This is a genomic window from Flavobacterium psychraquaticum (assembly GCF_034497725.1).
GTDB lineage: Bacteria > Bacteroidota > Bacteroidia > Flavobacteriales > Flavobacteriaceae > Flavobacterium > Flavobacterium psychraquaticum.
Map to the genome: position 1 here is coordinate 1 of NZ_JAXKVR010000016.1, position 20,586 is coordinate 20,586.

The window sequence follows — 20,586 nt, forward strand, 5'->3', positions numbered from 1 at the left end:
GTAGAGCTAAGTTAAAAGTGGCGGTTTTCAGCCTTGCTTTTGATCGAAAATTCAAGAGAAAACTAAGCGTGTAGAAAGCTCTTCGATTGCTTGTTTGGACCCGAGTTCGATTCTCGGCGACTCCACAATCAACACTGATTGTCAGTGATTTACAAAATTATCACCCTGTTTTACTCCCAGTTATGTAAAATCGGGTGATTTTTTTTAAGGGGATGTTTTGATGGTAATATTTAAATTTTATGTTTATAAATAACTTTTAATTATTAATTAACCTTCCCCCCATTTTTAATTGTTATACTTCTTAAAATTCTCAGCCTGTTCAAAAATCTCTTTATACACTTCGTCCCTATCGACTGGTGGATAATCGTTTTCCGCTAGGAGAATTATGAGGTCTACCTTAAGTTCTGCTTTAATATCATCTCGTTTACTCCAATCCGTATATTTTGCTTTGTCATCAACAACGGTTTTTACTTTTTGAGCTAGTTCAATTAACTTGTCATTTGGATAACTGAAATCATATTTAATCGCTAATGCTTTTAAAATATCGTAAAAGGCTTTTTCTTCAAAGTCAATACCTAAATCTTTGAACGACTCTTTTTCATTTTTAAGCGCATAATACAAATCGATAATTTCATCCGTAAAATCTTCTAATACTTCGCTTCGTAAAACATCGCTTTCTTTGCGTTCATTATATTTATCTACAATGGATTGTAAACGTTTTGAAAAATCAATTCCTGTGATTTTATTAATCTTTTTAACGTCATCAATGGCTTTCGCTAAAAGCTTTTGCAATAGTTTAATTTTGGTATTAGGTAATTTGATTTTATCAATTTTTGCCATGTAATCATCCGAAAAAATATCAATTTCGGTTTGACTATCATCTCCTAATTTGAAAATTTCTTCTACCCCATCACTCTCAATTGCATCTTGAAGCATTTGCTTTACACGATTATTCATTTGAGCTGTATCAGGAGCTACACCTTTTGTCAATTTGAATACTATGGAACGAACGGCTAGGTAAAAATGGATTTCGTCTCTTTGCGTTTCAGTAAAAGCCCCACTTCCAGAACAAATATCATAAGCCGATTTTAAACGTTTTACAATGTACATGAATCGTTTTTCCAACTCTTGTGTCAATTGTACAAACTCAGCTGCTTGATTTAATGTTTTTAATTGCTCTAACGGAACGCCTGACAAATATCCTGAAATATTAAACTTGTGAAACAGTTTACCCAGTAAATCTAACTGGTCTTTAACTACTACAATAGATTGCTCAATATCTTCAATATTTTGATTGTCGGCATTGTTGTAATGCGCTAAAGCTAGATTCATTTGCTTTTTGATACCGATGTAGTCTACCACCAATCCTTTTTCTTTGCCTTCAAATTTTCGATTGACACGAGAAATCGTTTGAATCAAGTTATGGCGTTGAATAGGTTTATCAATATACATGGTATCTAAAAATGGTACATCAAAACCTGTTAGCCACATATCTACTACGATGGCAATTTTAAAATTAGATTTCTCATTTTTAAATTGTCGGTCTAGTTCTTTGCGGTCGTCTTTAGTTCCTAGCGCATTATACAAGTCTTCCTCATCATCTTTCCCTCTGGTCATCACCATTTTGATGCGTTCCATTGGTTTTATTTCTTTTTTGTCTTTATCGGATAACTCAACTCCATCAGCGGCAATTTTAACTTCGCCCCATTCTGGTCGTAAGGTTAAAATATTTTTATACAATTCGTAAGCAATTGGTCGGCTACTACAAACAAACATGGCTTTGCCACGAACTGTTGCTCCTTCAGCTATTCTGTTCTCATAATGGGTAACAAAGTCTTCGGCTACTGTTTTCAAACGAGTTGGGTCGCCTATGATGGCATTCATTTGTGCCATCGCTTTTTTACTTTCTTCTATTTGATTTTCATTACTACCTTCTTCCGAACATCGATTGTAGTAAGTTTCAATCTCCTCTAATTTATGATTATTCAATAAGATTTTTGCAGCTCTTCCTTCATAAACAATACGAACCGTAATCTCATCTTTAACCGATTCGTTCATCGTGTAAGCATCAACAATTTCTCCAAAAACATCAATGGTAGCATCGATAGGAGTTCCTGTAAAACCAACGTAAGTAGCATTAGTTAACGAATCATGTAAGTATTTAGCAAATCCAAATGTTTTTCTTACTCCATGTTCTGAAACGACTACTTTTTGATCTAAATTCGTTTGACTTCTGTGTGCTTCATCTGAAATACAAATGACATTCGTTCTATCGGTTAGCAATCTTGTATCTTCGGTAAACTTATGAATGGTCGTTAAGAAAACACCACCACTGTTTCTTCCTTGTAACAATTCTCTTAAATGCGTTCTGCTTTCTACACTAATAATCGATTCGTCACCAACAAAACCTTTTGCATTGGTAAATTGACCTGATAACTGGTCATCTAAATCGGTACGGTCTGTTATGATTATAATTGTTGGACTTGAAAAATGAGTACTTCGCATTAATAAGCGACTTAAATACAACATCGTGTAACTTTTACCACAACCTGTTGTACCAAAGTAAGTTCCTCCTTTACCATCGCCCAAAGGCTTTTGATGGTTTTTTATATTTTCAAAAAGTTTGACAGCTGCATAATATTGTGGATAACGACAAACGATTTTTTCATTCTTTTTAGAACTATCAGGTAGATAAATAAAGTTTTGAATAATATCACGTAAACGCTTACGGTTAAACATCCCTTGAATGAGTGTAAACATAGCATCTATACCATCCACTTCATTAGGCATGCCTTCTATTTTTCTCCAGGAATAAAAGAATTCATAAGGTGCAAAAAAGGAACCTGATTTGGTATTCACACCATCACTAATCACACAAAAAGCATTGAATTTGAATAACTCCGGTATATCTCTTTTGTAACGTGTAGTTAATTGCACGTAAGCATCATGAATGGTGGTGTTTTCCTGAATGGCAGTTTTAAATTCAAACACCACTAATGGTAATCCATTGATGTATAAAATCAAATCAGGAATACGCATTTCGTAGCCTTTGATGGCTAATTGATTCACAATTTTGTATTCATTATTATCCTTTTCGGTATAATCAATCAATTGGATAAATATATCTTTTTGATTACGGTCTTCACGTTTTAGCAAAAAGCCATCACTTACCATTTTCATAAAAACTTTATTGCTTTCATATAAATCGGAAGATGGTAATCGTTCCAAATCACGAATAATCGAATTTACTTCTGAATCTGTAATGTTATCCTTAGCGTAATTGGACTTCAAATAGTTTTTTAAATCCGCATCAATCAACACTTTTTCAGTAACGATATGACCGTATTGTGTGGGTGGTTCTGATACGCCTTGAAACTCATTTTTACGCACTTCACCACCTACAAGATGCGTCATTTGCTCTTCTTGCAATAAGTGAATAAAGGCTTGTTCTAATTGTGCTTCTGTGAATTTCATTCTATTATTTTCTTAGACTTATTCGATAGCTTAGTCGTTTTTAAAATTTTCCATTATATCTTTCATCCTCTCTAATAGGATTGAAAATGATTTTGAATCCCCAATAATCATATTCTCTTGCATTACTTTATAATCTTGTTCCCATTCTTTGCTTACAGCATCTGGTGGAATAATTTGTAAACTTTTCCTATTATGATTGTCGTACGTTATTCCTCGTAATGGTGTGATGGTTTTTCTATGCTCCACAATATGCTCAAAAAGTTCTTTATTCTTGTAAGCACTTGTTGCATATTCGGTATCCATTAATCGGTCTAAATCATATAAATGACGTGATAATCTCTCGCTTCGTATTGCCTCTAATGGCTTTGAAAACTCTTCATGTAGCAGCAATACTTTTTCAATAAAAGTTCTAGTCGGAACTACAACTTTTACTATTGTCGGTTTTTGAGCAAATGGTAAATGTGCATATTCAGTATCAATAAACGAAATTACTTCTCTTTCTTCAGCAGGTTCTGTTAAAGAACGAGCACCCATTTCTATTAAAACTCGAGGTTGTATATATGGATTATCGTTTGGAATTACAGGATTATAATACACTTCTAAGGTGTTTGGATCACTAGTATCATCCACTTTATCGTTGTATTTAATAGTGTACATATCTGGAGCAATACCAAGATTTGAAAGTTGATTTATCAACTCTACTCTAAAATCATTTATGATAAACTAACCTGATGCTTCTCTTAATCTTTTAACTGCCATTTTTGAAGGTAATTCTTCAAAACCTAAAAACTTCCTATCAATTATTAAATCGACATCTTCCGAAAATCGATTGATTATATTGTAGGCTTTACTTAATGAGGTACCGCCTTTAAAAATAATATTTGTAGCATATTCCGATTGAAAAACAGCTTGTAAAATAATACAAACCCACCCATCTTTTTCTACTGCATAAGCAGGCAATCCTGTTTTAACAGCAGTTTGCGTTATTAAATTTTGCTTTTGCTCCATTGTAAGGTTTACCCACATAGTTTAGTTTCTTAATTCATTAATTCTTTTCTGTACCCAAACTGGAGCAAACTTTAATTGCGACTTTAGTATCTCATGATCTAATTGCAATGAAAAAGGTTTTAATTTTTGCAAGTGCAAATCCGTTACTTTGTCCTGCCCTATTTCTTTTAAGGCTTGTGTGATAAGCAGTAACAATTGATCTTTGATAGCTAAATTTCGAGGTGTTGTCTTCTTAAATTGAATGGTGCGATTTCCTATGGTTATTACACGTTGTGCACCATCTGTCAAATAAACTGCTTTTAAAGGTATTTGCGTTGTGATTCCTAATTGATACAAAGCCAATGAACCCGTTGGTGCTATACGAGCTTTATCTCGCTTGGCAATTTCTAAAGCAATTTCTTCTGTAGTTGGATATAATGTACCTAACAACACATCCTTCTTAGGCACTAAATAAATACCTTGTGCCAAACGTTCTAATAAACCTTCTTTTTCTAAACGTGACAATACTTTTCGGATGTTCTCTGAAGAACCGAATTTTACAAAATCATCTGCGAAAAAAATTTTACCCTTAGCAGATTTTTTAATCTTTAATTCTATCTGATTATGTGAGGATTGCACGCTTTTTATTTTTTAATTATGTCACAAATTTAGTAAATATTTGTGACATAATATATCTTATTTATTTTCGATAATTTGATATTTTAAATTACATCTAATTCCTTTTTAAAAAAATCAAGGATATTTTTCTTAAAATTCACTTCTCTTTGTTCAATATCTTCTTTAACCCAATCATTTTTTGGATAATTGCTCAAATCAACAACGCTCGCTATTTTAGATTGACTATATTTTTGCTTCTTATTTCCAAAATATCCATTGCCTGCTTGAATATTCAACTTTTTTTCAAAAATGATTTTATTTCCAAATCTATCAAGATACAAATCTGCATCTTTTTTATCCCAACCATTATAATTGGTTTCTTGCCATTTTTTAGGAAAAATATGTTCAATATCAAATGTTACTGGTATAAGTTCTGATTGATTTGAATTCAAATATGCATCAAGTAATAATAATGCTCTAGATAACCTAGAAGATGCGTGTTCGTCTATTTTTTTAAATAATAATTCTTCATTAAAAATTATTCTGTATTGAAGTTCATTCTTATTTTGAGTAGAGATACATGACGAATAAATATCATCTTTAATTGCATTTACAGAAGGAGCATCAATAAATTTTGCAAATAAAAACGCAATTAACTTTGGAAGAATAACACATAAATCTTTATCAAAGTTTTCATTTTCTCTGTTTTTTAGAAAAAACACACTTGTTACATATTTCCAAAACTCATTAGGATAACAAGATAAACAGTGTACATACTTTCGAACTTCTTCAGAAATAACGTAACTAACTTCTTCTTCGGGTTCTATATTCGAATTAATATCACGCCAAAAAATAGCCAATGCCATTATTTCATTAATAAGATTATCATCTTTTAGACGTTTGTAATTATCATCTGCATAAAATTTTCTTAATCCTACCTCTTTAGATTTATCATTATTTCTTCCACGCAATACATGTGTATAATATCTAAACACATCATCTATTGAAATATGTGCTTGTTTACATACTTGAGTTAATTCTTTCCAAGTAGTTGTAAACTCTTTTCGTTCAGCTTCTGTTTCAAGATTACGATAAATCTGTGCTTTAAAAATATCCGAATCAGCTAATGGCATTCCTCTATCATTTAGTGTAGAGAAAATAGTTAAAGCAGTTTCTGGAGTATCACATTCAATTGGTAGAATTATACATTTTTGTATAATAGTAATACACAATTGTTTCCATTGCATTGGATTAGTTTCAGCATAAGAATCACATTGTTTTTTGAAAAAACGATAGTTATTACTGTAGTTATCTGTTGCAACAGCATCACAAACTCCTGTTTCTAGAATGTTATGAAAAATATGATTATCCTCTGCTGTTGCAACTTGTGAATTGATGTGTATTTTCTTTTTATCAGTAACCTTCTGTGATATTGCATCAATATCCCACAAGCAAGGTGCTAATTGATTTTTTAAACCAACTACATGTCCTTCTTCATCTTCTAACATATCTTCAAGCTTTCTGAAGAAAGCTCGTAACAATAGAAAAAAAGAAGTAATACGTTGTTGACCATCAATAATTTCCTGGTCTTTATCACCATTTACATAAGAAACAATAGTTCCTAAAAAATAATCGGAACCTGATTGTGCTTCAGTAATTGTAAAGTTTTCAATATCGTTCCAAAGTGTTTCACATTTCTCTACATTCCATTTATATGGTCTTTGATAATCTGGAATGATAAATTTTTTTCCCTGCATTTCGCTAAACAATTTTCCAATTGTTTTTTTACTTACGTGTAATTCTGGCATTACTTTTATAATTAAATGATTTAACCTTTGTTTTTGATAAGCATTGTAAATTCTATAATTTCAATCTAATCAATCCCTTGAACTGAATTAGAAAAAGACGGTTAAAATTATTTTTTGGGTTTTAGTTTTGAAACCTTTGAAATTTTTTGATCTATTTCGCCTTGATTTTTTGAACTATTCAACTTATATTCTTGTTCTTTTATATATCCCTTTATTTTATCTTCAAGACTTTTATTTCCATTTACTTTTAGTGCTAAATACATATAAAGCTTAATTAAGGAAGTATTTTTTAACACCCCAAGTGATAATACACTTATAATTTCGTTTATGTAATGATGATTTTGTTTTAGATTCAAATCAATTAAAGAAAAATAAAGTACAAGAAGTTTAAATTGATTATTCTTAGAGTCAATCTTTAATTTTTCTATTTTTTCTTTCAAAATATTCTCCAGATTATTCTGAACTAATGCATCATAAAAGAAAGTCTGAACAACTAATGGAATAAACTTAGTTAATAACCTCATTAATTCATGTTCATTAGTTTTTTCACTTAAATAATCAAATTTATTTTCTTCAATTTCCTCAACTAATTGAAAACCTAGAGTACAAGAAGAATTTAATATAAAATCAAATACTTCATCTTCTAATTTATTGTCTTTAAGTTTTGAATTCCTAAAAACTCTTGATAAAATGAAAAGTGCCTTCTCTAAATTTTCAGAATTACTTTCAATATGTTCATAATACTTTTTTGTTTGAATACCTGACATTCTATCATTTAAGCCATTTGAAACCTCCTCAAACAAAACATCTTGATTTTCTATTGATATAGGTTTTATCCTATCTTTCAAGATTTCAGGCAATTTTAAATCAACATTTAGCTTTTCTTGTATGATATTTTGTAAGTGAAAATCGACCTGGTCTAAATTATAAGTAGAATTTAATTCTTTAAAAATATCTTTAGTTCTCTCAAATATTTTCTCTACAAAACTTTTTTCTCTGCTTATAAATCCTGCACAAATCTCAAATTCATTTCCAAAAGACAAATAGTAGTGACCATCTTTAATTATTTCATCTCTAAATTCTTCATTGTCCTTCATATAATAGGCTAAAAAGTATTCAAAAACACCATTTAACCTGAATGTATATGAATCAGTATGAGCTTTTTTGAGAACCCCTTTATCAATAATTATTCTTACAATGTTTTCAACATCAATTACAAATTTTCTATTATGTTTTTTATAATTACTTGTAAATGATATTAATTCAGAATAAGGAATAACATAATTTTCTGAATTGTATTCCTTTATTAAATGATATGCGAGCTCGCCTAAATAAATCTTAAAATCCTCATAATCAATCTTATATATTGACTCATTTAAAATGAAATTTTCTTTATCTAATAGATTATCAATATAAGATTCAATTAATTGAAAATTATTTTTAATATTAGCATCTGCATTTTTTTCAAAAATCCATATGAATAATGAAACAGTCCAATAATTAGATGGAATGTTTAATTGATTAAAAACTTTGTGAATTTTTTCTAGTAATATTTCTTTGTTATCATCATTTATTCCTGGCCATTTGTTAGTCAAAGTCCTAATTTGTTTTCTACCAATATCCCAAATAAATTTATTATTAAAACATGTATTATTGATTGTCTTTCCTGCAAAACTATTCAGCAAAGTTTCTTCTGAAGTTGCAATAATTGAACAATTAGGATTTTTCTCCATAAATTCATTTAAAGGATTTAAAACATATTGTTCGTTTCCTTCAAAATTATCAAGTAAAATCTTAAAATGATATTTCTTAGATAAACCTTCAGCATCAGAATTATTTAATTCATAAAAATTTTGAATCTTCTTTAATAAGTTTAATTTTCTTTGAGATTTAACAATTTCCTTGCAGTCAATATAGATGGATAGGATTTCTAAGCTACTAAAATCATTCAATATATCTAAAAATACTTTATATAAAATAGCTGTTTTCCCACTCTTATCTCTTCCAAACAATATTTCATTCATTTTGGAATTTATAAGTTCATCAATTGTAAAAACAGAGTCCACTTTATTTTCTCTAATGTTGGTTTTAGATCCGCTCTTAATGACGGGTTCTGTAAACATCTCTATAAAATTACTATAATCTTTATCCGTGTATGATAGAAAAAGTTCGTTAGCTTTTTCTAACTCCTCATTGAATCTTTTTCTAATTGTTCGTCTAAATTTATTCTCATTCTGTTTTTTCTCACTCATAGGTATTTGTCCTGTGAGGGGTGTTTCACTTACATAAAACACTTCATCATCTGATTGGTAAACTTTATTAAAAATTCTTAATGAATAATCATTTAAATCTACTTCAACTATTGAGTATCCAATTCTTGATTTTCCATCATTACTTAAAGCCGCTGGCGATGTACAACTATACATACCTATTTCGGGAACGACATGTATTGTATCTCTATTTTTATGTGAATGACCAGAAAACATCATGTGGTAAGATTTAAAAATAACATCTTCCATCGCTTGATAATTCCAATATTTAAAATCTGACAAAGGATGATGCATTAACATGATGTTTAATAAACAATTATCATTTTTCTTTTCATTAACCTCCTTTAAAAAATGTATTGGAAACAACAAATTACCTGAATCTGTATTTGAGTCAATTGCTCTCCATGCCGAATTTATTGTTGTAATGTTTATTTTTGCTTTTTTGATTTCTCTAAAGTGATTGGTATATAATGGTTCGATAATATCTTGCTCAGAATAGCTATAAAAATCTTTCTGAAACTTTAAATAATTAACATGATTTTCCAAACTAGCTTTTAAGGATTTACCTTCTTGTTTTAGAACATATTCATCAAGCCCTTTGTTATCTTTTATTTTCGCAATAGATTCTCTAACGTCATCCAGTTCTTGGTTTCTATTAACATCATGATTGCCTGCACATATAAAAATATTTTCTTTGTTGATTTTTAAAAAATCAGACAAACTATCCAATAATAATTCTCTTGCTTCTATAAAATCATTATAATCCGAACCACTATTTACCAAATCACCAGTGAAAAAGATTAAATCAATTTCTTCAACATCATTTTCTAACGACCTTTTTAACGAATCTACTAATCGTTTTTGGTCTAATTTATCTTTTGGTTTATTCGAAAAATGAAAATCCGTTAAATGTAAAATTCGTAACATATTTTATAGTTGTAATTAATTATTTTCTATTTGTTTATTATAATCCTTTCTCAAATCATCAACAGAATATCCCGAAGACCATCATTCAATATGATTTCTAAATCCTAAAACCTCTTTTTTTTTATACAGTCTCATATCGATTATGTATTTAGCGAATGATTAAATAGCAAAAAGTTAGGTTTAGCTAAATTTATCTAGACTTTAACCAATCTTTAAGTAACATCATTTTATTATTTCCGTTTACAGATGGAAATAAAACATAAGTTCCACTAGCTCTATATTCACCTTTATAATATTGAAGATTTTCCAAATTAATGATATGGGGATAAATCTCTAAGTATTCATTTCCTGAAAAATCTGAATAATCTTTCTTAATTGGAAGAATAGCTATATTATTGATATACTTTGCTGCATCACCTAATCCTAATTCCCAATTACACCATTTTGAGTTAATGGCTCCTTCAGTAGCTAATAATATAAACTTATCGTTCTCTTTAATTTTTTCTTTTATTCTTACAGCAGTTTGACCTGAAGTTGTTTTGGGCATTCCTTCATCAAGCCAATCTACATAAACATCAACTCCATTATCTTTAAGGAAAGATACCGCACCTTCAAGTTGTTCTAGTTCATCATGTTTATGAGATAGAAATATTTTAGTTTTTAAAAATTTAGATTCGTTTTTAAAATTTCTCAAACTTTCGTTTAAAGTAAGATTATAAGTTTTAGTTGACTTTCTAAAACTTCTTAATTGAGATTCATTAATAAAACTCATGATTATTGTAAATTTATTTCAAATTTATATAGACCCTTGTTATCTCGAATTTCTAAAGCTTTTTCTATGTAGTCATTGTAATTATTGCCTTGCATAAAAGTATCCCATTTCACAGTTTTAATATATGATGGTTCAGAAGTAATGTGGATTTTAATCCCGTTACATTCTTTATACTTTTTATCTATAATATTAAACATATTAGCTCTAAGTATTTTGAAAAGCTTACTTGTATGATGAGTTGTGCAATTACACTCTTGGTTAAAGGAATAATACCAATCGTAAGAATTATTTTCGTCAGGCAAAACAACCCCTAAAACAGCATTCATAAGACTTTTAGAATCCCCTCTTTTCACAACACGAAGAGAATAAGAAATTTCCCAAGGAATCCATTGATCTTTTTCTTCCATTGATGAATCTTTCATCCCCTTTGAAATCATAACAATAGTTGTACTGCTTTGATATATTTTATTCTTTAATGTTGACTCAATATAACCTTCGGAAAAATCCTTTAAACTTTCTCCGTCTTTTTCACCTAAATTAATATTATCCTTTCCAATTTTTGTTTGAAGTTTATCAACGTAGTCTCTAACTCTCGTTTTACGAGGAACAAGAGCTAACTCATTATTAACAACACCTATTGTTTTCTTTCCTAAATCCGCAACTAATTCATCTTTATATTTATATGATACAAAAACCTTTCTTGCCATAATACTATATTTTATCGATTAAATACTTTTGAAATAAACTCATGTAACCATAGTCTTTCAAAAACCTTTCGTGTTTTGCTTCATCTTCTGATGCTAAAGAATCAAAAACAATTGTTGTAGCAGCACCTGTACTTGCAATTGGTAACATTAGAGCTTTTGGATGTAATTCTTTAAACATATTATATTCAACTTCAATTCCATCCATACCTCCAATAAAGACAGCAGCAGAGAATTCATTTTCAGTAAACATTTTATGTCTCAAATATTTAATGCTTGTAGGTAAATCACCCTTGTTTTCTGTTAAACGAACATTTTGAAACATTTCATTCTCTGGAGGAAAATCGTCTTTAAAAAATAATGATTGGTAAAGCAATACATGTTCCTGTATTTTGCCTTTAAGTTCTGAAGCTACCCATTCTTTTTCATTATCAGTCAGAGGAAAGTTCCAATCATCTCTTTTAAGATTATTTACGATCATCTTTTCAATTACATAGTAAATCAATGGTGTGATTGATGGATGTCCTCCCCAAATAATTCTGTGCTTACCTATAACTAAACTTGCTAAGGCAATTACAGCATCTCTAATCGCAATAATATCTGCTGTGTCATAATATCTAGGGTGCCTTTCTGGTAATGGGACACTTGCTGATAAAAAAATATTTTTCATACTTACTTTTTTTAAAATGCTTTACTGAAATCAGATTTTTTAAGTGTTTTAATTTCTAAATATTCATTTAACCAATCTAAATGTTCTAACCAATTATTACGAATTGATAATTCATCATAAATTAAAGTAATTGATTCAATTTGTTTATCTTCAATTTTTTCAATAAGTTTTTGTGAATTATGGCAATTGATTGATTGTGGAATACCTACAGTTGGTATAAAAACTTTAAACTTACCACTATCTAATTTTTGAGTAATATACCTACTATATTGTAAATTAACATCTGCATCTTTATCATTTGCAGCCTGAGTAAAATCTGTAATCAACCAGTCTTGACGTGATGCCAAATTTCTAGCTCTAGAACTTTCAACTAAATTAAGAATTGGAGATAAAATATCTTCTTTTAACTTTCCTTTGGTGACATCTGCCACAGGTGAATTATCAAAATCTTGATATTTTAATTTTATTGAATGAGCTATATGTGCAAAATCTGCAAAATCACAATCAGGCCAAATCAAGTGTACAATACCAATTCTTTTTAAATGAGCTTTATCTAATTCTTGCTTACACCAGTTGCTTTCTAAAAATTCTTTGGTATTTAACATCAATATTAAATCACAATCTGTCATCCTATGCCATAATTCTTCTTGAAATTCTTCACCTTTATCAATTGAATGTGTATCTATAAAAACATCGAAATTATGCCGTTCTAGAAACTCATACAATTGAATAGCTATGTTACTTGATTCAGATCGTTTATAAGAAATAAATAATTTTCTATTTTTTCTCAATAATTCAAAACCTTCTAAAACAATATTTTTAATTTTTTGAACATTATCGTTGAAATTAATTCCGTTTTGATTTGATAAAAATTCAGGAATTTCATCAGTGAAATTTTGATTAAAAACAGGTAAGATAATATTCCCATCTAATTTTTGTTTTTCTAATATTTCTTTTTGTTTTCCTGTAAAATTATTTTTATGTCCAGCATATATAACAAATGCAGGTTGTCCACCAGAATATTCTTCAATATCAATTTCACGAATAATTTTTAAAGAATCACTAATGATTTTAAGATCATCAAATCCTTTTTTTAATTCTATTTCAAGAGATTTAAACAAATCTTCGTTTTCTCCTATGAGAATAAGTTGGTATTTATACTTCATAAATATATTTTTTATAATTTCTAATTCTCAACCCTCGTCATCTTTGCCAACAACAAATCCTTCAATTCCTCTAGTTTTTGATTTTGATTGAAATACAATTGTTTTGAAGTATAAATCTTTTGGATGATATTTTCAAAATTCTCGTTGATATTTACATTAGGAATTATAATCGTAATTGGATTAAATATTTGCATAGTCAAAAATTTAGTTGCAGTTCCAACAGAAGATTCTCTCATTTCATCCAACAAACCCTTAATTCTATAAAAAATTTGCTTATTTGAAATTCTTTTGTTGTTGGAACTAATTACATAAGTTCTTTGATAAGCATCAAATTTTCCTTTAAAATATTTCAAAGGGAATTTACCTGTAGCATTATTTCCACCAAGTAAAACTGCTTCTTGATCAAAAGCAAAACTATCAACTTTAAAAACTTCTTCAGAGCATGTGAAAAAAGGATATTTCCCATTTTCTATAGATGCATTAGAATCTAATTTTCCAGTTTTAAATATTAAATCTTTTTGGAAATTACCAACTTCCCACCCCTCCGGAATCTCCTTTTCCAATTCCTCACACCAAACCATTTTACCACCATTACTTTTATAAGGCATCTCGACTCCGCTCGATGTGACAAACGGAAACTCAAAATCTACAAACCACTGCTTATAAATCGCCTGCGCCGTTTCTTCTAGTTTACTAATCAATTGGTTGTTGAGTGCAATACGGTTTTGAATGGTGTTGTATTCTTTTACAATTTCTTGTTGTTTTTCAATGGATGGAATTGGCAACATACAATCACATAAAGCATCCCAATCAAATCCACCTCTAATGGCACTATCACATTTAAAATCTGCGTATCTATCAAATTCACTTCTTCTAAACCACATCATCAAGTATTCTGGATTCAGTTCATTTTCGTCATTTACTTCAAAAACAGTGTAGGCAGGAGAAACCAAAACAGGATCATCATCCGTTTTTAAAACCACAGGAAATTTATGAACTCGAATCACTGACATAAAGTCGCATGAAAATTGCCATTTATTTACAACTTTGTAAACACTCATATCAGTTCCAACAATGTTGGAAGTTGAAACTCTAAATTCTTTGGTCATACTAAGACCAACTAATTTTGAAACTTTTAAGTCTCTGTTTCTATTTTCAACTTTATGTATGTAATCGCCTAAACGCTTATAATTCGATGGCATAACCTAATTCTTTAAATACGGTTAATAAATCGTTTTTCGATTGCGCTTCTGCTTTTAACAATTCAGAAAACTCGGTTTGTAATCTTTTCATTTTATCTTCAAAATCGATGTTTTCATCACGGTTCACAAACGTTATGTACTTACTTGGTACCAACGAAAAGTCTTTCGCTACAATTTCATCAATAGAAGCGGCATAACAAAACTCAGGTACGTCTTGATATTTTGTCAAATCCGTTTGCCAATTATGGTAGGCTTCGGTGATTTCAATAATATTTTCGTCTGAAAATTGGGTGTATTTTTTCTCAAATGGGATGCCTTTTTCTCTTAAATCTAAAAATAGAATTTCGTGTTGTCTGTCACGGTAGTTTCTAACTGCATCAGGCAATTGCACTGTTCTGGCTTTTTTGTTTTTATTCAAAATCCAAAGTGTAACCGAAATATCAGTGGTATAAAACATGTTTCTTGGTAAAATAACAATCGCTTCTACCAAGTCGTTTTCAATTAGTTTTCTTCTAATTTTATATTCTTCACCACCGCCAGAAAGTGCACCATTAGCCAAAATAAAACCCGCCACACCATTTTCAGAAAGTTTCGCCACCATGTTTAATATCCAAGCGTAATTGGCGTTACTGGTTGGAGGTACATCGTAGCCTCTCCAACGTGGGTCGTCGGTTAGTTCATCACTAGCCCTCCAATCTTTTTGATTAAATGGTGGGTTCGCCATGATGAAGTCGGCTTTCAAATCAGGGTGTTGGTCTTTGCCAAAAGTATCAGCAGGCACATCACCTAAGTTGGCGGCAATACCTCTAATGGCAAGATTCATTTTGGCAAGTTTATAAGTCGTAGCCGTATATTCTTGTCCGTAAATGGAAATTTCTTTTTTGTTTCCGTGGTGGTTTTCAATAAACTTAATACTTTGCACAAACATCCCACCCGAACCACAAGCAGGGTCATAGATGACTCCTTTGTAGGGTTCAATCATTTCTGCAATTAGGTTTACAATGCTTTTAGGGGTGTAGAATTCGCCTTTTCCTTTTCCTTCAGCTAAAGCAAACTTGCTCAGGAAATACTCATACACACGCCCCACAATATCTTGCTGTTTGTCTTTGATGGTATCAATATTGTTGATGGTATCTAACAAAGCCGCTAGCTTGCTCACGTCCATATTCAAACGAGAAAAATAATTATCAGGTAAAGCACCTTTTAAAGCTGGATTATTTTTTTCTATGGTGTGTAAAGCGGTATCAATTTTTAAAGCAATATCGGCTTGTTTGGAATTTTCAATTATAAATGACCAACGTGATTCTTCTGGCAAGTAAAAGATATTAGACATATTGTAGAATTCCTTCATTTCAAGGAATTTCTCTTTATTGTCGGCAATTAGCTCTTTTCTGCGCTCTTCAAATTTATCACTGGCAAATTTTAAGAAAATTAAACCTAATACTACGTGCTTATACTCAGATGATTCTACGGTACCACGCAATTTATTTGCGGAATCCCATAGTGTTTCTTCAATGCTTTTTTCTTTTACTGCTTTTGCCATTTTGGATTGTAATTTTATTTTATTTTTATTGTAAAGTGTAAAATTTGCATTGCAATTTACAGTTGTTTTACATGAAAATAGTACGGAAATCCGTAATCATGAACGATATTCATCAAATTTAATACTTAATAATATCTTTTGTGTGTAAATACATATAAAATTATCAACATAATAGTAACAAAGAAAATCATACTAAATCAAGGACTATCAAAAAAAAGATAGTTTTTTAACTCCATTTTTTTTACCTAATTTTACATCAGAAAAATATATTTAATCGCGTAAGCTATTAATCTTGGGAATAGAAAACTAGGAATCTTCTAAACAAACCAATAAATTAATAGGCTTACGCCTGTGCATAATACTTGCGTGGGCGTAGTCTTCTGTTTGTTGGGTCTCCTAGTACCTCTATTTCGGTTGGCTAATGTCTCACGCATTTTTTTTGTACTGATGAAAGAAAAAGCAACAAAAAAAAGCAGTAAACCTGCTTTTCAAAAAATCCTTAACTATTTATTGTTTCAAGATTTTACTACTCCGGACTTTAGTTCTGGGTATGTTAATCTGTCAGAAAGTTTTATTGAGAATAATAAAACTGGAACAACAACAGAAGAAGCTTTGAATTATAAATTAATTGACATATTTAAAATTCAATTACTTAACCTGAACTATGAGGATAGAGGCGAAATCATTGATACCCTATTAGATGACAAAAATAGTTATGATGTTTTATTGTTTTTATTTACAATGGAAATAGAAAAACATTTCAAAAATAAACCTGATAATATTCAAGCTGAATTCTTAAAAATGTTGCTTTATTATCAGTCAGACAACCAATTAAATACTCTTATTCTTATCTATTTCAGATTATATTTCGTTGATTTATTCGAAGTACAATTTTCAAAAAGTTCTCAAATTTCGGAACAAGAATATGAATCAGTTTTGAAAGTTTATACAACAAAAAAATCATCAATAGATTAAAGTTTTATTAATTTTTATTGTTCAACCATTCTACATATTTATCTTTTAATTTTTCATCATTAAGAAAACGAATAAATTGAGTTTCAGTTTTTTGTTTTTTGTAGTGATTACTAATAGCATAGTAAGAACAGAAAACAGTAATTGCAAACATTACAGCAATTGACAAACTAAAATAATAGAAAAAAGAATCTTTTTGCTTTCTCTGTTGTTCTAGTTTGTTTAAATACAAATTCATTGCAGCTTCAATTTGAGCATTTTTTTGAACAATTAAATTAATCTGTTTTTCGTTAATTGTTTCCAAAGGCTCAAAATTAAGTTTTGGTTCATATTGATAAAATAAATCCATTTTGGCATCTATACTATCGCTAATTTTTTGGAGTGAAGCAGTACTCTTTTCTATGTTTTCGATTTGTTCAATAAATACAGATAAACTATCTGCAATTTTTGGTTGTGCTTTTTTGTATGACATAATTTTTTAAATTATAATTATTTAATACCCCATATCATTGCTTTTACCAATCAACTTTGCAATTTTAATAATAGGTTCTAATGGAGTGTAAGGTTTCATTAAAGAGCTAAGACCAAGATGTCTATTTATTTCAGATGCTTTAAAGATTTGTCCTGAAAGTTTATCGGTTAATTTATGTCCTTGAACAATTCCTTTTTTATTAAAAACTGTATCCACTTTAATTCCTAACTTCTCCATTCTTTTTTGATACTCATTAAATCCTTTAGGATTCATTTTAATAACTGATTCATGTTTGTTAAAAATCTCTTTACGAAGACTTTTAAAATTGTCCTTTTGTGATTCAACACTCTTAACATTATCAATCATTATTTGTTTGGCAGAAGTTAACCCTCTTTCCTGTGCAACTTCATGCGCCGCCCATTGTGCTCGTTTTCCAATATGATGATCTGGAATTAATTTTCCATTGGTTTGAACCCTGTTTGCAATAATATGAATGTGTTTATGTTTCTTCTCTGTGTGCACAAAAGCAACAAACTGCTGTTTATCGGGATCAATTCCTAATTTACCCATATACTGACGAGTAATATCTTTTAATTCCTTATTGGTTAGTTTTTGACCGTCTTTAATATCAGGTGACAAAACCAAACTAAATGTTTTATTGGAAGCTCTTTGATTTAATTCTTGCATAGACTTGATTTCCTCCATAATTTCTTTTGGATTATCTCCACAAAGTAAATTTCGGTCGAGTTCATAACCTTTTTCTTTATCCATAACGTAATTACCAAGCGTTCCTCCTCCAGAACATGCTTTTGCTAATCCAATCATAGTTATTTAATTTTCATTAAATGTTCACGAATTAATTTACTTGTTACAAGTGCTTCTTCTTTTACTCCAGTTGTATCACCAAGTTTAAAAAGATTAGAAATTCTTCGAAAATTATCTCCGTATTTTGAAAGTAATTGATAGCATTCAATTTCTTCGGGAGTTAATTTACTTGATAATTTGTAATTAAATGCTAATGCTCTCATTAGTTCAGAAATACTAATTCCACTATCTTCTGCTTTCTTTTTTATTATCAAATATTCTACTTTAGAGACTCTGAATTTTATAAAATAGTTTTTCATTTTTTTTCATTTTTGAATGTTTACTGAGTTCTGCTCTTCCTTTTTGCGACCATCGGGAGAAAAAACGAGATGCTAATTTGGACCAAATGCGGAGCAATTTGTGTCCACATTGGCACATCTCGATTACTTACAACTTTAAATCATTTTTTAAATCACTCCTTTAAATTAAAATCGCCATTAACTAACCATTCATTCAAATCCTTATATCCAAAAAACAAGCTCCTCATATCTATAACATTCAAATACTTACTCTTCAGCATTTCCGTATATTTATCTCCCGCAGAATCATAATCTAGATATACTTCTATTTCATCGTAGTTTGATAAAAATTCACAACGACTTATTAATGCTACTGAATTCAGAATTAAATAATCACTTGAATTTTTTTCTAAACTTTTAAAAGAAATATAGTCAGTGAAGCCTTCAAATATTCGGATAGTTTTTTTGTTTTTATCACCTTTTACAATTAAGGTAATGTCTTTTTTTCCAATACATATCTTTGCATATTTAGAACGAATTTCGAATCCATTGCTTCTGTTTTGAAATCCAATTCCGAAATATTTTTTGCCGTTAATTTCATAATGGACTTCTTTTAAATTTGGTTCATTTTCGTAATGATAAATTTTTCTGCTTTCCAAATATTGTTTTAACGCATAATGCTGAATTTCAATTACTTTAATTATGTTTACTTTAGTTTCAGTTTCACTAAAATTGGATACAATATTTTTTTGCTTTTGAAAAGAAAAAATAGAGCTTTCTTTATCAAATTGTTTTAAAAATTGTAGTGCTTCAGAAACTGAAAACCCATACATTTCAATAATAATATCTAAAGCATATCCTCCTTTCTGTATTCCGAAATCGTAGAACTTATTTTCAAGGACATGAAGAGAAGCAGTTTTTTCTGTTCTGTAGGGAGCGATGTAATAGTAATTATTTCCCGATATTTTAACTGGACCAATATTCAACTTTTGTAATAGTTCAGGAATATTAATTTGTTTTGATTTTTCTATATTCATTTTTAGTTTTATCTAAGTATTTGCCATTTTTACTTACCTACTTACCTAAACCAGTAAATTCAAGTGTTCGCAACATTTTTATAAATTACCTAATACTTACCTACCTACCTGAGTTTTTTAGGTAAGTATAGGTAGGTTAAATTATATATACTTACCTTAAAAAAAGTCATATTCTATAAGGGTTTAGGTAAGTAGGTAAGTTAGGTAAGTACATTTTCTAATTATTCATTATTTCAACTGGACTAATATTGAACTTTGGCTTTGCCAAGTAGCCATATACTTGCTTTTGGGGATGTTTTATCCTAGAAAATTTAAAACCACTCAGTGCCTTACCAATTTTCTCTCTGCTGAGTTTTAATCCCAATGGAATTAGCTTTGTCATAATTTCAGTTGATGTATTGAAATAGATTAAATTCTCCGTTTTTTCGAAGTATTTAATTACCATTTCTTGCTCAATAGTCAGGCTAGTGTATTTTTCATTTCGTTTCTCATTTTCAATGATGTCTTGTTGAGTTAATTCCGGTTCAAAGTTCTTGTCATGATATGCTAAATAATAAGCTTGCGCCCAAACATAGTCCATGTCAATTTCTTTAGAGTAATTGAAATCGATTCTTCCAATAACATCAAAAATTATCCATCGAACCGAACCAGTTTCATCAGTAAGGAAATCGACCATATTTGTTGAGCCAACAAATGAGCAAATACGAGGTAAGTTTTCAGCTCTGCGTTCATATGGGAGTCGTTCATTAATGAAAACCTTACTGATTAGGGATTTCAAGTAGTTTACTTCAGTTTTTCCAATTACAGATAATTCCTCCAGGTTAATAATTAGGTTCTTACACATCTTAACCCGAGAATCCT

At 29.8% G+C, this 20,586-nt stretch carries 16 protein-coding genes, 1 other RNA gene and 1 pseudogene; 2 read left to right on the plus strand and 16 right to left on the minus strand.

Annotated elements, in window-relative coordinates:
• Positions 1-128: a transfer-messenger RNA gene (gene ssrA, locus T1L09_RS00570) on the plus strand; the annotation flags it as partial.
• 157 nt (positions 129-285) lie between these two features.
• Here ssrA and T1L09_RS00575 read toward each other — a convergent pair.
• The 11 genes and pseudogenes from T1L09_RS00575 to T1L09_RS00625 all read right to left on the minus strand — a co-directional run bounded on the left by T1L09_RS00575 (position 286) and on the right by T1L09_RS00625 (position 16,141).
• Entirely contained in the window at positions 286-3,474 is a 3,189-nt protein-coding gene (locus T1L09_RS00575) for a type I restriction endonuclease subunit R (protein ID WP_322548996.1), read from the minus strand.
• Between the two features lie 30 nt (positions 3,475-3,504).
• Positions 3,505-4,500 (minus strand): annotated as a pseudogene (locus tag T1L09_RS00580) (nucleotidyl transferase AbiEii/AbiGii toxin family protein).
• Positions 4,501-4,503: 3 nt separating this feature from the next.
• Complete coding sequence (locus T1L09_RS00585) at positions 4,504-5,100, minus strand: DUF6088 family protein (RefSeq protein WP_322548997.1); 597 nt, start codon at positions 5,098-5,100, stop codon at positions 4,504-4,506.
• Between the two features lie 83 nt (positions 5,101-5,183).
• Positions 5,184-6,887: a DUF262 domain-containing protein gene (locus T1L09_RS00590; RefSeq protein WP_322548998.1), complete on the minus strand. Its 1,704-nt coding sequence runs from the start codon at positions 6,885-6,887 to the stop codon at positions 5,184-5,186.
• A gap of 107 nt (positions 6,888-6,994) precedes the next feature.
• The gene (locus T1L09_RS00595) at positions 6,995-10,084 is read right to left on the minus strand and encodes a metallophosphoesterase (RefSeq protein ID WP_322548999.1); all 3,090 of its coding nucleotides are present in this window, start codon (positions 10,082-10,084) and stop codon (positions 6,995-6,997) included.
• Positions 10,085-10,274: 190 nt separating this feature from the next.
• Positions 10,275-10,856: a toll/interleukin-1 receptor domain-containing protein gene (locus T1L09_RS00600; RefSeq protein WP_322549000.1), complete on the minus strand. Its 582-nt coding sequence runs from the start codon at positions 10,854-10,856 to the stop codon at positions 10,275-10,277.
• A 2-nt stretch (positions 10,857-10,858) separates the two neighbouring features.
• Positions 10,859-11,563 (minus strand): TIR domain-containing protein, encoded by a 705-nt coding sequence (locus tag T1L09_RS00605; RefSeq protein ID WP_322549001.1) that lies wholly within the window; start codon positions 11,561-11,563, stop codon positions 10,859-10,861.
• Positions 11,564-11,567: 4 nt separating this feature from the next.
• Entirely contained in the window at positions 11,568-12,230 is a 663-nt protein-coding gene (locus T1L09_RS00610; RefSeq protein ID WP_322549002.1) for an SLOG domain-containing protein, read from the minus strand.
• Positions 12,231-12,241: 11 nt separating this feature from the next.
• Positions 12,242-13,396 (minus strand): toll/interleukin-1 receptor domain-containing protein, encoded by a 1,155-nt coding sequence (locus tag T1L09_RS00615; protein WP_322549003.1) that lies wholly within the window; start codon positions 13,394-13,396, stop codon positions 12,242-12,244.
• Between the two features lie 20 nt (positions 13,397-13,416).
• Positions 13,417-14,598, minus strand: coding sequence for a restriction endonuclease subunit S (locus tag T1L09_RS00620; protein WP_322549004.1), 1,182 nt, complete (start codon positions 14,596-14,598; stop codon positions 13,417-13,419).
• Positions 14,582-16,141: a type I restriction-modification system subunit M gene (locus T1L09_RS00625; RefSeq protein WP_322549005.1), complete on the minus strand. Its 1,560-nt coding sequence runs from the start codon at positions 16,139-16,141 to the stop codon at positions 14,582-14,584. The genes T1L09_RS00620 and T1L09_RS00625 overlap by 17 nt, the downstream gene beginning before the upstream one ends.
• A gap of 447 nt (positions 16,142-16,588) precedes the next feature.
• Here T1L09_RS00625 and T1L09_RS00630 point away from each other — a divergent pair, with 447 nt between their 5' ends.
• The gene (locus T1L09_RS00630; RefSeq protein ID WP_322549006.1) at positions 16,589-17,116 is read left to right on the plus strand and encodes a hypothetical protein; all 528 of its coding nucleotides are present in this window, start codon (positions 16,589-16,591) and stop codon (positions 17,114-17,116) included.
• A gap of 7 nt (positions 17,117-17,123) precedes the next feature.
• On the opposite strand, the gene T1L09_RS00635 is transcribed toward T1L09_RS00630, so the two are convergent.
• From T1L09_RS00635 to T1L09_RS00655, 5 genes are all read right to left on the minus strand, one after another.
• Entirely contained in the window at positions 17,124-17,585 is a 462-nt protein-coding gene (locus tag T1L09_RS00635; protein WP_322549007.1) for a hypothetical protein, read from the minus strand.
• Positions 17,586-17,606: 21 nt separating this feature from the next.
• The gene (locus T1L09_RS00640) at positions 17,607-18,410 is read right to left on the minus strand and encodes a relaxase/mobilization nuclease domain-containing protein (protein ID WP_322549008.1); all 804 of its coding nucleotides are present in this window, start codon (positions 18,408-18,410) and stop codon (positions 17,607-17,609) included.
• A 2-nt stretch (positions 18,411-18,412) separates the two neighbouring features.
• Positions 18,413-18,709 (minus strand): plasmid mobilization protein, encoded by a 297-nt coding sequence (locus T1L09_RS00645; protein ID WP_322549009.1) that lies wholly within the window; start codon positions 18,707-18,709, stop codon positions 18,413-18,415.
• 152 nt (positions 18,710-18,861) lie between these two features.
• Entirely contained in the window at positions 18,862-19,725 is an 864-nt protein-coding gene (locus tag T1L09_RS00650; protein ID WP_322549010.1) for a toprim domain-containing protein, read from the minus strand.
• Positions 19,726-19,942: 217 nt separating this feature from the next.
• Positions 19,943-20,586, minus strand: a 644-nt coding sequence (locus tag T1L09_RS00655) for a VapE domain-containing protein (RefSeq protein ID WP_322549011.1), incomplete at its 5' end; no start/stop codon positions are given.